At 67.3% G+C, this 14232-nt stretch carries 12 protein-coding genes and 2 tRNA genes (1 of these 14 cut by a window edge); 8 read left to right on the forward strand and 6 right to left on the reverse strand.

The genetic code is table 11. The annotated features are described in order from the left end of the window. From RT282_RS07565 to RT282_RS07590, 6 genes are all read left to right on the forward strand, one after another. A tRNA-Val gene (locus tag RT282_RS07565) sits at window positions 1-55 on the forward strand (it extends 120 nt beyond the left edge of the window). 30 nt (window positions 56-85) lie between these two features. Further along, window positions 86-160, forward strand: a tRNA-Val gene (locus tag RT282_RS07570). A gap of 80 nt (window positions 161-240) precedes the next feature. Next, on the forward strand, window positions 241-1350 hold the full coding sequence (locus RT282_RS07575) for an NAD(P)/FAD-dependent oxidoreductase (protein ID WP_313313020.1): 1110 nt from the start codon (window positions 241-243) through the stop codon (window positions 1348-1350). A gap of 74 nt (window positions 1351-1424) precedes the next feature. After that, on the forward strand, window positions 1425-1733 hold the full coding sequence (locus RT282_RS07580) for a DUF883 domain-containing protein (protein ID WP_312307316.1): 309 nt from the start codon (window positions 1425-1427) through the stop codon (window positions 1731-1733). A 34-nt stretch (window positions 1734-1767) separates the two neighbouring features. Next, on the forward strand, window positions 1768-2163 hold the full coding sequence (locus RT282_RS07585; RefSeq protein ID WP_312307317.1) for a phage holin family protein: 396 nt from the start codon (window positions 1768-1770) through the stop codon (window positions 2161-2163). 3 nt (window positions 2164-2166) lie between these two features. Beyond that, complete coding sequence (locus RT282_RS07590; protein ID WP_313313021.1) at window positions 2167-2466, forward strand: hypothetical protein; 300 nt, start codon at window positions 2167-2169, stop codon at window positions 2464-2466. Window positions 2467-2527: 61 nt separating this feature from the next. Here RT282_RS07590 and RT282_RS07595 read toward each other — a convergent pair whose 3' ends face one another. After that, window positions 2528-3577 (reverse strand): quinone-dependent dihydroorotate dehydrogenase, encoded by a 1050-nt coding sequence (locus RT282_RS07595; RefSeq protein ID WP_313313023.1) that lies wholly within the window; start codon window positions 3575-3577, stop codon window positions 2528-2530. A gap of 37 nt (window positions 3578-3614) precedes the next feature. Between RT282_RS07595 and rpiA the strand changes: the two genes are divergently transcribed. Then, window positions 3615-4307: a ribose-5-phosphate isomerase RpiA gene (gene rpiA, locus RT282_RS07600; protein ID WP_313313025.1), complete on the forward strand. Its 693-nt coding sequence runs from the start codon at window positions 3615-3617 to the stop codon at window positions 4305-4307. Between the two features lie 20 nt (window positions 4308-4327). Here the strand turns inward: rpiA and RT282_RS07605 are convergent, their stop codons facing one another. The 5 genes from RT282_RS07605 to RT282_RS07625 form a co-directional block, all read right to left on the reverse strand. Next, a complete protein-coding gene (locus RT282_RS07605; protein ID WP_313313026.1) occupies window positions 4328-4987 on the reverse strand; it encodes a glutaredoxin family protein in 660 nt (219 codons plus the stop codon). Window positions 4988-5158: 171 nt separating this feature from the next. After that, entirely contained in the window at window positions 5159-7189 is a 2031-nt protein-coding gene (locus tag RT282_RS07610; RefSeq protein ID WP_313313028.1) for a M3 family metallopeptidase, read from the reverse strand. 33 nt (window positions 7190-7222) lie between these two features. After that, entirely contained in the window at window positions 7223-8086 is an 864-nt protein-coding gene (folD, locus tag RT282_RS07615; protein WP_313313030.1) for a bifunctional methylenetetrahydrofolate dehydrogenase/methenyltetrahydrofolate cyclohydrolase FolD, read from the reverse strand. 84 nt (window positions 8087-8170) lie between these two features. After that, a complete protein-coding gene (locus RT282_RS07620) occupies window positions 8171-8797 on the reverse strand; it encodes a response regulator transcription factor (protein WP_106846545.1) in 627 nt (208 codons plus the stop codon). Window positions 8798-8854: 57 nt separating this feature from the next. Further along, window positions 8855-11347: a PAS domain S-box protein gene (locus tag RT282_RS07625; RefSeq protein WP_313313032.1), complete on the reverse strand. Its 2493-nt coding sequence runs from the start codon at window positions 11345-11347 to the stop codon at window positions 8855-8857. 173 nt (window positions 11348-11520) lie between these two features. Here RT282_RS07625 and aceE point away from each other — a divergent pair, with 173 nt between their 5' ends. After that, window positions 11521-14226: a pyruvate dehydrogenase (acetyl-transferring), homodimeric type gene (gene aceE / locus RT282_RS07630; RefSeq protein ID WP_312304884.1), complete on the forward strand. Its 2706-nt coding sequence runs from the start codon at window positions 11521-11523 to the stop codon at window positions 14224-14226. Window positions 14227-14232 lie beyond the last annotated feature (6 nt).

A 14232-nucleotide genomic window follows, 5' to 3' on the forward strand; every position in this document is an offset into this window, starting at 1 on the left:
GAGCACTGCCTTCACACGGCAGGGGTCACATGTTCGATCCATGTATCACCCACCAGTTTTTGGTCATGGCGCATGCCGTGGCCAGGGGTGATTAGCTCAGCGGTAGAGCACTGCCTTCACACGGCAGGGGTCACATGTTCGATCCATGTATCACCCACCAAACTTCTTTGAAACCAAGGGCCCGGAAGCGATTCCCGGCCCTTTTTTCATGGCCGCACCGCCGTGCGGCGAGGGGGCTGCATGGACCAGGTGGATTGCGTCGTCATCGGCGCGGGCGTGGTGGGGCTGGCCGTGGCGCGCGCGCTGGCCCTGGCCGGGCGTGAAGTGCTGGTGCTGGAGGCCGAGAACGCCATCGGCACCCAGACCAGCTCGCGCAACAGTGAGGTCATCCACGCCGGGATCTACTACCCACCGGGCTCGCTGAAAGGCCGGCTGTGCGTGCGCGGCAAGGCGCTGCTGTACGACTACCTGGCCGAGCGCGGCCTGCCGCACCGGCGCTGCGGCAAGCTCATCGTCGCTACTTCACCGGATCAGGAACAGGCGCTGCAGGCCATCCAGGCACGGGCGCAGGCCAGCGGTGTGCACGACCTGCAATGGCTGGGCCACGCGCGGGCACAGCAGCTGGAGCCCGCGCTGCAGTGCCACGCCGCGCTGCTGTCGCCCAGCACCGGCATCGTGGACAGCCACGCCCTCATGCTGTCGCTGCAGGGCGACCTGGAGAACGCGGGCGGCCTTTTGGCACTCAATTCGGCTGTAAGCCGCGCCGAACAAGCGCAAGCAGCTATCGTTTTGGAAGCTGCCGACGGCACGCTGCTGGCTGCGCGCAGCGTCGTCAACGCGGCCGGTCTGCAGGCACCGCAGCTGGCGGCGCGCTTTGCCATGCTGCAGCCGCAGCACGTGCCGCACGCAGCCTTCGCCAAGGGCAGCTACTTCAGCCTGGCCGGCCGCGCGCCCTTCAGCCACCTGATCTACCCCGTACCGCAGGCCGCGGGCCTGGGCGTGCACCTGACGCTGGACCTGGGCGGACAGGCGCGCTTCGGACCGGACGTGCAGTGGGTCGATGGTCCGGACGACCTGGCGGTGGATCCGCGGCGCGCCGAGGGCTTTTACGCCGAGGTGCGCCGCTATTGGCCCGGACTGCCGGACGGCAGCCTGCTGCCGGGCTATGCCGGCATCCGCCCAAAGATTCATGGCCCCGGCGAGCCGGCTGCCGACTTCCTGATCCAGGGCCCGCGCGACCACGGCGTGGCGGGCCTGGTCAACCTGTTCGGCATCGAATCCCCGGGCCTCACCAGCGCGCTGGCCATCGGGGAGCACGTGACAGGACTGCTGGCGGACAACAGGGCCTAAGATTGGCGGCGCCCGCCTACACCGTTTGGCAGTGGGGGCGGTTCTACTGTTGAGCACAACAAAGAAAGGCTGCTATGACCTCCGTATCCGACTCCATCTCCAAGACCCAGGACGAACTCGAGCGCCTGGTGGGTGACCTGCGTAGCCTCTTGGCCAGCAAGGATTTCGATAGCGTTCCGCAGATCAAGCAGCTGCGCCAGCGTCTGGACGATGGCATCGACACCGTGCGCGACACCGCCGTGCGCGCCGCGCAGGATGCAGCCGTGCAGGCCCGTGAGGCCGCCCGCGCCGCCGACCGCTACGCCCACGACGAGCCGTGGCGCGTGGCCACGGCCGCTGTTGCCGTGGGTGCGCTGGTGGGCTTTTTGCTGGCCCGCCGCTAAAGCCGTCGCTACAACCCGCTGAAGGAAGGAGCCCATGAACTGGCTATCCCTGCTGGGCCTGGAAGGCTGGGTGGCGCGCTGGCGCGCCGCCGCCATCGAGGGCGCGATTGCTGCGGAAGACCGCATCACCCTGGCGCGACTGGAGCTGGACGACTTGAAGCGCCGTCTGGCGCAGATGATCGTCATGCTCATCCTGTTCGGCGCCCTGGCGGTGCTGGCGCTGTTGCTGCTGTCGCTGGCGGTGCTGGTGCAGTTCTGGGACTCGCCGCAGCGGACCTTGGTCGCTTGGCTTCTGGCCGGCGGGTGGCTGGTGGCCTGCGTGGCGGTGCTGCTGACGGTGGTGTCGCTGGCGCGCGGGCTGGGCAACGCCTTTGCCTTCACGCGCCGCGAGCTGGGCAACGACTGGAAACTCGTCAAGGGAAAGCTGTAAGCCATGAGCGCTAAACCGTTCCCCACCCCCACGCCCGAGCAGCAGCAGGTGCTGGACCGCATCCTGGTGCAGCGCGAGCGCCTGCGCGCGCGGCGCGAGGCCTACCGCCAAACGCGCGCCATCGTGCAGGCGCGACAGGGGATCGATCCGGATGCGGCACTGCCCGCGCGGCTGCTGACGTTTGCCAAGCTGCACCCGGCCTTTGTGGCCGCCGTTGCCGGCGTGGCGGTGCTGGCCGGGCCGCGCCGGCTGATCCGTCTGGCTGGCATGCTGATGCCTTTGATGGCTCGCATGCGACGCTGATCGAGGGCTGCATGAAAAAAGGGCCGCTGCACGCGGCCCTTTTTCTTTGCCGCTGTTTTTCTCAGCGCAGCGCCTTGAGGGCGCGTGCCGCCTGGACCACCAGCGCAGGGCCTTCGTAGATCAGGCCGGTGTAGATCTGAACCACGTCTGCGCCGGCGCGGATCTTGTCCACCGCGTCCTGCGCGCTCAGGACGCCGCCCACGCCGATGATGGGAAACGCCGGACCCAGCGCGGCGCGCAGCTGGCGGATAACGCTGTTGCTGGCCTCGCGCACCGGGGCGCCGCTCAGGCCACCGGTCTCGCCGGCGTGGCGCAGGCCCTGCACCGCGTCGCGGGCTACGGTTGTGTTGGTGGCGATCACGCCGTCCATGCCGTGGCGGGTGAGGGTGGCGGCGATCACCTCGACCTGCTCGGGCTGCAGGTCGGGTGCGATCTTCACGAAGATGGGCACGCGCCTGCCCTGCGCTGTGGCCAGCCGCTCGCGTTCGGCAGCGATGGCCGACAGCAGGGCGTCCAGCGCCTCATCGCTCTGCAGCGCGCGCAGGTTCTGGGTGTTGGGCGAGCTGATGTTCACCGTGACGTAATCCGCATACGGATACACGCCGTTCAGGCCGATGAGGTAGTCGCTCGTGGCCTGCTCGATGGGGGTGCTGGCGTTCTTGCCGATGTTCAGGCCCAGCAGCAGCGGTTGGCTCTTTTGGGCGCGCACGCGCGAGCGCTGCACGTTGGCGATGAAGGCTTCCAGCCCGTCGTTGTTGAAGCCCAGGCGGTTGATGAGGGCGCGCGCCTCGGGCAGACGGAACATGCGCGGCTTGGGGTTGCCCGGCTGCGGGCGCGGCGTGACGGTGCCGACCTCGACGAAGCCAAAGCCCATGGCGGCCAGGGCGTCGATGCAGCGGGCGTTCTTGTCCAGCCCGGCGGCCAGGCCTACGCGGTTGGGAAAGGTGAGGCCGGCCAGCTGCACCGGGTCGGCCACGGCCTCCTGGCTCCAGGCGGCCTGGGCCAGCGTGCCCTGGCCACGGGCGAGCATGCCCAGGGTCAGGTCGTGTGCCGCCTCGGGGTCCAGGCCGAAAAGGAAAGGGCGCGCCAGCGCATAGGGCAAAAGAGACATGGGGATAATCCGGGTGAACTGCTTGCGATTTTCGCCCATGACGACACCTCAAACTCCTCTCTCCCAAGACGCTCTCAAGACCCTCGTCGGCCAGGCCGCGCTGCATTACGTCGAAGACGGCAGCATCGTCGGCGTGGGCACGGGCTCCACGGTCAACAAGTTCATCGACGCGTTGGCCGGCATGAAGGAGCGCATCCGCGGCGCCGTCTCCAGCTCCGAGGCCAGCACCCAGCGGCTGCGCGCCCTGGGCATTCCGGTGCTGGAGGCGGGCGAAGTGCGTTCGCTGCCCGTCTACATCGATGGTGCTGACGAGATCGACGAGCACGGTTACATGGTCAAGGGCGGGGGTGCGGCGCTGACGCGCGAAAAGATCGTGGCGGCGCTGGCCGACCGCTTTGTGTGCATCGCCGACGAGTCCAAGCTGGTCAAGGCGCTGGGCGCCTTCCCGCTGCCCGTGGAAGTGATCCCCATGGCCGCGGCGCAGATCACCCGCCGCTTCGAGCAGCTGGGCGGTACGGCCGTTCTCCGCCAGAAGGACGGCCAGCCCCTGGTGACGGACAACGGCCAGCACATCCTGGACGTGACCGGTCTGGTCATCACCGACCCGCTGGCCTTCGAGAGCGAGGTGAACCAGTGGCCCGGCGTGGTCACCGTGGGCGTCTTCGCGCACCAGAAGGCCAGCGTGTGCCTGCTGGGCACCAGCCAGGGCGTGCGTACCCTGGGGTTCTGAGCGGCCGGCCCGAACGGCCTTTAGAAGATGATGCCGGCCGGGTTGGTGGTGCTGCGTGCCGGTGCCGCCGGGCGGGCGGCGGGCGGGGCGGCTTCCTGGGCAGACGCCTGCGCCGCCGCCGGCTTGGCGACCTGGGCCACCAGCGGCGTGGCCGGGGCGCGGCGGTAGCTGGCGGGCAGCTGGGACTGGGCGGGGTAGCCGGCCGCATCCAGGTACTGCGACCACTCCACGTCGGAGAAGCCCTTGAGCTGCTGCGTGCCGATGGTGGCAAAGGGCAGGCCGGTCTCGCCGGACAGGCGCTTGAGGGCCTCGATGTCCTCGTTGGTGTTGACCGTGCGCTCGGCAAAAGGCACGCCGCGCTGCATCAGCAGGGCGCGGGCGCTGGCGCAGGGAGAGCAGTCGCTGGCGCTGTAGAGCGTGACGGGATAGCGCGAAACCACCTGGCGCAGGGCGTAGGGCAGGGCATTGGTATCCACCCCGCCGGCGCTGCGCAGGGTGCCGGTGACCTGGTTGCCGGACGCGGCAGCCGTGTTGTCGGGCGCGCGGTCGGAGAAGGTGACCTTGCCGTCCGGTCCGACGATGCGAAAGACCTGCTGCGCCTGCGCGGCGGCAGGCAGGAGCGCCAGCGCCGTCGTGCAGGCGAGGGCGGCGGCAGTGGCGGCGCGGCGGATGGCGGTCATGGGGTCTCCTCGGTTAGCTTGTTCTTCAAAAAACATAGCTGTTCGCGCTTGGTGGATAAGGGATTGACGTTCAAATTGCCTGCAAACCCTTGTTGCACAAGCGCTAGCAGCTCACTTTTTCATATCAACGTCCATGCGCAAGCACCGGTCAAGCGCCACGGGTAGTCGTGGTCATGCCATGCCTTGGTGACGCAGCAGCGCGTCGATGCGGGGCTCGCGGCCGCGGAAAGCCTTGAACGATTCCATGGCCGGGCGGCTGCCGCCCACTTCCAGGATGGCCTGGCGGTAGCGGCGGCCGGTTTCGGCGCTGGGCTGGCCGCCTTCGCCGGCCGTTTCCTCGAAGGCCGCATAGGCATCGGCGGACAGCACCTCGGCCCACTTGTAGCTGTAGTAGCCCGCGGCGTAGCCGCCGGCGAAGATGTGGCTGAAGGTATGGGCCGTGCGGCTGAAGGCCGGTGGCTGGAGCACGGCGACCTCCTCGCGCACGGCGGCCAGCAGAGCGGGCAGCTGCTCGGCCGGATGTGCGTCGGTGTGCAGCAGCATGTCGAACAGGGCGAACTCGACCTGGCGCAGCGTCTGCATGCCGGCCTGGAAGTTGCGCGCCGCCAGCATCTTGTCGTACAGCGGACGGGGCAGCGGCTCGCCGCTGTCCACGTGGGCCGTCATGTGGCGCAGCACGCTCCACTCCCAGCAAAAGTTCTCCATAAACTGGCTGGGCAGCTCCACGGCGTCCCATTCCACGCCGCCGATGCCCGACACGTCACGCTCCTTCACCTGCGTCAGCAGGTGGTGCAGGCCGTGGCCGAACTCGTGGAACAGCGTGATCACGTCGTCGTGCGTGAGCAGCGCAGGCTTGCCCTCCACACCGCTGGCGAAGTTGCACACCAGGCAGGCGATGGGGGTCTGCAGCTGCTCGGTATCCGGGCGCAGCCAGCGCGTCAGCGCATCGTCCATCCAGGCGCCGCCGCGCTTGCCGACGCGCGCGGGTGCGTCCAGGTAGAACTGGCCGATCAGTTCGCCGCCACGCTCCAGGCGGTAGAACTCCACGGCCGGGTTCCACACGGGCGCCTCATCGCGGCGGATCTCCACTTCGAACAGCGTCTCGATGATCTTGAACAGGCCGGCCAGCACCTTCGGCGCGGTGAAGTACTCCTTCACCTCTTGCTCGCTGAAGGCGTAGCGGGCTTCCTTGAGCCGCTCGGAGATGAAGGGCCAGTCCCACGCCTCGGGGTCGTGCAGGCCCAGCTGCTCGGCGGCAAAGGCGCGCAGGTCGGCCACGTCCTGCTCGGCATAGGGCCGGGCGCGCTGCGCCAGGTCGCGCAGGAAGGCGATGACCTGGGCGGGCGATTCGGCCATCTTGGGCACCAGCGAGACCTCGCCGAAGTTGGCGTAGCCCAGCAGTTTCGCTTCCTCCTGGCGCAGGGTCAGAATCTCGCCCATGACCTGGCTGTTGTCGAAGCGCGCGGCGTCGCCCTGGGCCTGGTCGGAAGCGCGCGTTGCGTAGGCTCGGTACAGCCGCTCGCGCAGCCTACGGTTCTTTGCGAACTGCATGACCGGCAGGTAGCAGGGCATCTTCAGGGTGAGCTTGTAGCCCTCGCGCCCTTCGGCTTCAGCGGCCTGGCGCGCGGCCTGCACCACGTCCTCGGGCACGCCGTCCAGCTCATCCAGGGTGGCGTAGTAGGCGTAGGCGTCGGTGGCGTCCAGCGCGTTCTCGCTGAATTTTTGCGCCAGTTCGGCCAGGCGCTCCTGGATGGCGGCGAAGCGCTCCTTGTCCGTACCCTGCAGCTCGGCGCCGGACAGCACAAAGTTGCGCATGGCGTTGGCGTGGGCGCGCTGCTGCTCGGGGTTGAGCGTGGCCGGGTCGATGGCCTTGTACTTGGCGTACAGCCGCTCGTCGGCGCCCAGGCGCGTCCAGAACTCGGTGACGCGGGGCAGGGCCTCGTTGTAGGCAGCGCGCAGCTCGGGCGTGTCGGCCACGCTGGACAGGTGGCTGACGGCGCCCCAGGACCGGCCCAGCTCCTCGGTAGCCACGTCCAGCACGCGGGCGATGGCATTCCACTGCGCGGGAAAGTCGGGTGCGGTGACGGTGGCCAGCGCACTTTCCGAGCGACGCAGCAGCTCATCCACGGCGGGAGCGACGTCGGCCGGTGTGATGCGGTCAAAGGGAATGTGGCCGGAGAAGTCGAGAAGTGGATTGCTCATGGCTTTGAAGAGTGGCGTCGCTGCGCTGAAGTTTCAAGCCTGTGCAGCGGCGAGGCGCTCCGCAGCTTCGAGCGTGTTGACCAGCAGCATGGTGATGGTCATGGGGCCGACGCCGCCAGGCACGGGGGTGATCCAGCCGGCGACTTGGCTCACGCCGTTGAAATCCACGTCGCCGCACAGCTTGCCTTCGTCGTCGCGGTTCATGCCGACGTCAATCACCACGGCACCGGGCTTGACCATGTCGGCCGTCAGCACGTTGCGCTTGCCCACGGCGGCGACGACCACGTCGGCCTGGCGCGTCATCGCGCCCAGGTCGGCCGTGCCGCTGTGGCACACGGTGACGGTGGCGTTGGCCGCCAGCAGCATCAGCGCCATGGGCTTGCCCACGATGTTGGAGCGGCCGATGACCACGGCGTGCTTGCCACGCAGGTCCTTCATGCCGATGGATTCGAGCATCTTCATGCAGCCGTAGGGCGTGCAGGCCTTGAAGCCGGCCTCGCCCACCAGCAGGGCGCCGGCGCTGGCGACGTGAAAGCCGTCCACGTCCTTGGCGGGGGAGATGGCTTCGATCACCTTGTGGTCGTCGATGTGCGCAGACAGCGGCAGTTGCACCAGGATGCCGTGGATGGCCGGGTCGTTGTTCAACGCGTCGATGCGCGCCAGAAGCTCGGCCTCTGTCATCGTGGCCTCGTACTTTTCCAGCACCGAATGGAAGCCCGCGTCCTCGCAGGCCTTGACCTTGTTGCGCACATAGACCTGGCTGGCCGGGTTGTCGCCCACCAGCACCACTGCCAGTCCGGGGGTGATGCCGCGGCTTTTCAGGGCGCTGGTGCGCTCGCGGACTTCGCCGCGCAGCTGGCGCGACAGGGCGTTGCCGTCGATGAGTTGGGCAGTCATGGCGTTGCTCGAAAAGGTTTTACCAATGAAAAAGCTGCCTGGCGCTTATGCAGCTTGCGCAGGCAGCTATTGAAATGAGAGCGATCAGTGCTTGGCCGCCGTGGGCCCCAGGGCGATCTTGAGCAGGTCGGCCACGGTGTTGGCGCCCAGCTTTTCCATGATGTTGGCGCGGTGCGCCTCCACGGTCTTGATGCTGATGCCCAGATCGTCGGCGATCTGCTTGTTCAAGCGGCCGGCGACGATGCGCTCCAGCACCTGGGCCTCGCGGCTGGTCAGCTTGGACAGCAGCGCGTCGCGGCTGGCGGCCTGCTGGTGACCGGCGAAGGATTCGCGGGCGTGGTCCAGCATGCGCTCGACCAGGCCCAGCAGCTCTTCTTCGTTGAAGGGCTTCTGGATGAAGTCCAGCGCGCCCTTCTTCATGGTATTGACGGCCATGGGCACGTCGCCGTGGCCGGTGATGAAGACGATGGGCAGGGGCGACTTGCGCTCGACCAGGCGGTCCTGCAGCTCCAGGCCCGTCATGCCGCCCATGCGGATGTCCACGATCAGGCAGGCGATCTCACGCGGGTCGTAGCGCGACAGGAAGGACTCGGCGGAGTCGAAGCAGCGCACCCGGTAGTCCTTGCCCTCCAGCAGCCACTGCAAAGAATCACGGACGGCTTCGTCATCATCGACGACGTAAACGGTGCCTTTTTTTGGAGTCAGGCTCATGCAAAAAGTCCTTGAAGCGGCGTTGACGTTGCTATTGAATCGATAGTGCCAGAAGGCCTATGCCAGCGGCAACCAGAAGGAAAACCGGCAGCCCGTGACCTCCGGACCATTGTAGATGTTCTCCGCATGCATCCGGCCTTGGTGCGATTCGACGATGCTGCGGCACAGGTTCAGGCCGATGCCCATGCCCTCGCTCTTGGTGGAATAGAACGCCTCGAACAGGTGGGCCAGCACCTCGGGTGCCAGGCCGCGGCCGGTGTCCTGCACGGTGAACTCAATGACCTCCTGGTCCTCCACCTGCCGCGGCACCACGCGCAGCTCCACGCTGCGCTGGGCGGGCGGACGGTCGGCATTGGCGATGGCCTCGGCGCCGTTCTTCATCAGGTTGATCAGTACTTGTTCGATGAGGATGGTGTCGGCCATCACCTGGGGCAGCCGCGCGGCCACGTAGTGCGACAGGCGCACGTTGTGCCGGCGCAGCTCGATGCCGGCCAGCTCCACCGCCTCGCCCACGATCTCCTGCACGTCGGCCAGCTGGCGGTTGGGCTCGCTCTTCTTCACGAAGTCGCGGATGCGCTGGATGATCTGGCCGGCGCGCTGCGCCTGGTGGGCGGTCTTTTGCAGGGCGGCCAACAGCGCCTCTTCGGTGATCTGGTTGCGCTCGATGCGCGAAATCATGCCGCTGCAGTAGTTGCTGATGGCCGTCAGCGGCTGGTTCAGCTCATGTGCCACGCTGGAGGCCATCTCGCCCATGGTGATCAGACGGCTGACGGACTGCGCCCGCTCGGCCTGGCGCGCGGCCTGCTCCTCGGCCAGGCGCCGCGGCGTGATGTCGGTGGCAATCACCATCTGCGCCAGGCGCCCATCCACCCAGTTCAGGTAGCGCGAGCGCACCTCCAGCCATTTGCCCAGGTCGGGCAGGTAGATCTCGGCATTCTCGGCACGCGCGCTGGTCAGTGAATCGGTGGGCAGGCCCATCAGGCCGTCCTCGTCGTGCGAGGCCTCGTCCGAGCGATGCATGGGCAGGCCGCCAGCCTGCGCCACCAGCTGCAAGTGACCGGCGGTCTGCGAGCCGAACCACTGACGATACAGGCGGTTGGCGAACAGCAATTCCTGGCTGCCCAGCGGCGCCACCGACACGGAGGCGTCCAGGGCTTCCAGCACGATGGTGAAGCGCTCGTGCGAGGCGGTGAGCTGTTCGCGCACGCGGTTGGGTTCGGTGATGTCGGTCATGGACGTCATCCAGCCGGTCTGCTGTCCGCGCGCATCCACCAGCGGCGAGACGTAGAGGCGGGCGTCGAACAGGTTGCCGTTCTTGCGTCGCACGCGCACCTGAAAGCCCCCGGGAGCGACCTTGCCCGACAGCTCTTCGCGCAGCTTGGCGTGCAGAGTTTCGTGCTCATCCTCGGGCCAGTAGCTGTAGGGCGGCAGCTGGCCCACTAGCTCCGCCTCGCTCCAGCCCGTCATCTGGCAGAAGGCCGCGTTCACGTAGGTGATGCGGCCCTGCAGATCGAGCGCGCGCATGCCGGTGAGGATGGAGTTTTCCATCGCGCGGCGGAAGTTGGTTTCGGCGATCAGCGCCTGCTGCGCCTGCATGCGCCGGCGCGTGTGGCGCCAGGTGGCGATCAGCATCCAGGCCGTCATCACGCTGAGCGTGCCCACCAGCCAGAACAGGCCGCTGCCCACCATGCCCAGCGAGGTGCGCCAGGCCTGTGCGCGCAGCACCAGGCCGTTGCCTACGGGCGATACGGGTATCTGATAGGCGTTGGCCTTGGTAGTCCAGGGCAGCAGGCCGCTGGCGCGCGGCGGCAGGGGCGTGCCGGCCAGCACGTGGTTACTGCCGTCCAGCAGCGTGACGGCGTAGCGCGCAAGCACCTCGGTGGGCGTGCCGTAGCGCAGGAGACTGTCGATGGAGTATTCGGCCAGCACCACGCCGCCGAACTTGCCCTCGGGCGCCAGCGGCACCTGCAGCTGTAGCAGCGGCATGGCGTCGCCATTGGCGGCAGTGGGCTGTGAATACACCGGCTGCAGCGTGTCGCGCGCCAGGCCGAAGAGGTCGGCCGTGTCGCCGGCGCGCACGACTTCGCCGTTCATGCGCAGCTGGCTGCTGGTCACCGTGGGCGCGGCGTGCGTGGCGCGGATGCGGCGGCGCTCGTCGATCCAGGTGATGGCCTGCAACTCCGGGTACTGGCTGATGAGGCTTTCGGCGCGGGTGACGAATTCGCTGCGCTCCAGCTCCTGGTTGGACAGATCGCGCGCCAGCCGCATGATCTGTTCCTGGCGCTCCAGCAGGCGCAGGCGCACGCGCTGCTGGGCGTATTCCACGTCGCGCCTGAGGGCTTCTTTTTCGCGTTCCACCTCTTCGGTGCGCAAATACCAGAAAGACACGGCGATGGCCGTCAAGAACATGAGCACCGCCGCCAGCGGGGCCAGGGCGGCAAAGCGGTCCTGGCGCGTGGGCGACAGGCTGCGCCACCACGAGCGCCACCAGCGCGCGGGCTTTTTGACGGTGGAGACCTGGGTGGCGGGCGCGGCGGCGGGGGAGGGCATGGGCGTAGAGTTTAAGGGGGCGCCAAAAGCTGATTTCACGAGGAGAAATATTGTGCGCATGCAGCAAAATTCCATAATAAGAAATATGTCCGCACCATTTGAAATGACGAAAAACTGTGCGAAACTTCGGCGAATATCCCCTCATGCAGCCATCGAATCAAAGGAGACTGGGCATGTCCGACCCCACCAAGAACCTGGCCCCGGCTGACATCGATCAGCAAGAAACCCGAGAGTGGCTGGACGCGCTGTCCGCCGTCATTGGCAGGGAGGGGCCCGAGCGTGCCCACTTCCTGCTGGAGCAGCTGCTGGAGCACGCGCGGCAAAACAGCCTCGACCTGCCGTTCTCGGCCAACACCGGCTACGTGAACACCATCGAGCCCGAGCAGGAGGCCCGCTGCCCCGGCAACATTCACATCGAAAAGCGCCTGCGCGCCTTCATGCGCTGGAACGCCATGGCCATGGTGGTGCGTGCCAACCGGCTGCATCCGCACGACGGCGGCGATCTGGGCGGGCACATCGGCTCCTTTGCCTCGCTGGCCTCCATGTGGGGTGCCGGCTTCAACCATTTCTGGCACGCCGAGAGCGAAAAGCACGGCGGCGACTGCATCTACTTCCAGGGCCACAGCGCGCCCGGCATCTACGCCCGCGCCTACCTGGAAGGCCGCATCACCGAGGAGCAGCTGGAGAACTTCCGCCAGGAAGTGGATGGCAAGGGACTGTCCAGCTACCCGCACCCCAAGCTGATGCCGGGCTTCTGGCAGTTTCCCACGGTGTCCATGGGCCTGGGGCCGATGATGGCCATCTACCAGGCGCGCTTCCTCAAATACCTGCACGCGCGCGGCATCGCCGACACGGCCAACCGCAAGGTCTGGATCTTCCTGGGCGATGGCGAGATGGACGAGCCCGAGAGCAAGGGCGCCATCGGCTTGGCCGCGCGCGAGAACCTGGACAACCTGATCTTCGTCATCAACTGCAACCTGCAGCGCCTGGATGGCCCGGTGCGTGGCAACGGCAAGATCATCCAGGAGCTGGAGGGCGATTTCCGCGGCGCGGGCTGGCACGTCATCAAGCTGCTCTGGGGCAAGGGCTGGGACGAGCTGCTGCGCCGCGACACCAGCGGCAAACTCAAGCAGCTGATGATGGAAACGCTGGACGGGGACTACCAGACCTACCGCGCCATGGACGGCGCCTACCTGCGCAAGCACTTCTTCGGCCGCTACCCCGAGACGGCCAAACTCGTCGAGCACATGACCGACGACGAGATCTGGGAGCTGCGCCGCGGCGGCCACGACCCGGAGAAGGTCTACGCCGCCTTCCACGCCGCCAACGAGCACCAGGGCCAGCCCACGGTGCTGCTGGTCAAGACCGTCAAGGGCTACGGCATGGGCAAGGCCGGCGAGGCCAAGAACACCGTGCACCAGACCAAGAAGCTGGCCGACGAGGACATCAAGTACATCCGCGACCGCTTCAACATCCCGGTGCCCGACAGCGAGCTGGACAAGCTGCCCTACTACAAGCCGGCCGACGACACGCCGGAGATGAAGTACCTGCACGAGCGCCGCAAGGCCCTGGGCGGCTACCTGCCGCACCGCCGCGAGAAGGCTGACGAGAGCTTCACCGTGCCGTCGCTGGAAACCTTCAAGGCCGTCATCGAGCCCACGGCCGAAGGCCGCGAAATCAGCACCACGCAGGCCTACGTGCGCTTTCTCACGCAGCTGCTGCGCGACAAGGCGCTGGGCCCGCGCGTCGTGCCCATCCTGGTGGACGAGGCGCGCACCTTCGGCATGGAAGGGCTGTTCCGCCAGATCGGCATCTACAACCCGCGCGGCCAGCAGTACACGCCTGTGGACCGCGACCAGGTCATGTACTACAAGGAGGACAAGGCCGGCCAGATCCTGCAGGAGGGCATCAACGAGGCGGGCGGCATGTGCTCGTGGATCGCCGCGGCGACGTCGTACTCGACGAACAACCGCATCATGATTCCGTTCTACGTGTACTACTCCATGTTCGGCTTCCAGCGCTTCGGCGACTTCGCCTGGGCCGCAGGCGACATGCAGGCGCGCGGCTTCATCCTGGGCGGCACGTCCGGGCGCACCACGCTCAACGGCGAGGGCCTGCAGCACGAGGACGGCCACAGCCACATCCTGGCCAATACCATCCCCAACTGCGTGAGCTACGACCCGACCTTCGCGCATGAGGTGGCGGTGATCATGCAGGAGGGCCTGAAGCGCATGGTCGAGCGCCAGGAGAACGTGTACTACTACATCACGCTGCTCAACGAGAACTACCCCATGCCGGGCCTGCAGCCGGGCACCGAGGAGCAGATTCTCAAGGGCATGTACCTGTGCAGCCAGGCGCCGGCGCTGGACAAGGACGCGCCCACGGTGCAGCTGCTGGGCAGCGGCTCCATCCTGCGCGAGTCGCTGGCCGCGCAGCAGCTGCTGGCCGAGGAGTGGGGCGTGGCCGCCGGCGTGTGGAGCTGCCCGAGCTTCAACGAGCTGACCCGCGAGGGCCAGGACGCCGAGCGCTGGAACCTGCTGCACCCGACCGAGGAGCGCCGCCAGTCGTTCGTGGAGCAGCAGCTGTCGCGCTCCACCGGACCGGTGGTCGCGTCCACCGACTACATGAAAGCCTTCGCCGAGCAGATCCGCCCCTTCATCCCCAAGGGCCGCTCCTACCAGGTGCTGGGCACGGACGGCTTCGGCCGCTCGGACTTCCGCTACAAGCTGCGCGAGCATTTCGAGGTCAACCGCCACTACATCGTGGTGGCGGCGCTCAAGGCCCTGGCCGACGACGGCATCGTGCCTGCCTCCAAGGCGGCCGAGGCCATTGCCAAGTACGGCATCAAGGCCGACAAGATCAACCCGCTGCACGCCTGAAGAACG

The sequence above is a fragment of the Pulveribacter sp. genome, assembly GCF_032079985.1.
Classification (GTDB): Bacteria; Pseudomonadota; Gammaproteobacteria; order Burkholderiales; family Burkholderiaceae_C; genus Melaminivora.

What these genes read in the sequence shown, in the direction of transcription:
- RT282_RS07610 (WP_313313028.1), bottom strand. Translation starts at nt 7,189, where the DNA reads ATGAGCAATCCACTTCTCGACTTCTCCGGCCACATTCCCTTTGACCGC.
- RT282_RS07620 (WP_106846545.1), bottom strand. Translation starts at nt 8,797, where the DNA reads ATGAGCCTGACTCCAAAAAAAGGCACCGTTTACGTCGTCGATGATGAC.
- rpiA (WP_313313025.1), top strand. Translation starts at nt 3,615, where the DNA reads ATGACGACACCTCAAACTCCTCTCTCCCAAGACGCTCTCAAGACCCTC.
- RT282_RS07575 (WP_313313020.1), top strand. Translation starts at nt 241, where the DNA reads ATGGACCAGGTGGATTGCGTCGTCATCGGCGCGGGCGTGGTGGGGCTG.
- RT282_RS07585 (WP_312307317.1), top strand. Translation starts at nt 1,768, where the DNA reads ATGAACTGGCTATCCCTGCTGGGCCTGGAAGGCTGGGTGGCGCGCTGG.
- RT282_RS07605 (WP_313313026.1), bottom strand. Translation starts at nt 4,987, where the DNA reads ATGACCGCCATCCGCCGCGCCGCCACTGCCGCCGCCCTCGCCTGCACG.
- folD (WP_313313030.1), bottom strand. Translation starts at nt 8,086, where the DNA reads ATGACTGCCCAACTCATCGACGGCAACGCCCTGTCGCGCCAGCTGCGC.
- RT282_RS07590 (WP_313313021.1), top strand. Translation starts at nt 2,167, where the DNA reads ATGAGCGCTAAACCGTTCCCCACCCCCACGCCCGAGCAGCAGCAGGTG.
- RT282_RS07595 (WP_313313023.1), bottom strand. Translation starts at nt 3,577, where the DNA reads ATGTCTCTTTTGCCCTATGCGCTGGCGCGCCCTTTCCTTTTCGGCCTG.
- aceE (WP_312304884.1), top strand. Translation starts at nt 11,521, where the DNA reads ATGTCCGACCCCACCAAGAACCTGGCCCCGGCTGACATCGATCAGCAA.
- RT282_RS07625 (WP_313313032.1), bottom strand. Translation starts at nt 11,347, where the DNA reads ATGCCCTCCCCCGCCGCCGCGCCCGCCACCCAGGTCTCCACCGTCAAA.
- RT282_RS07580 (WP_312307316.1), top strand. Translation starts at nt 1,425, where the DNA reads ATGACCTCCGTATCCGACTCCATCTCCAAGACCCAGGACGAACTCGAG.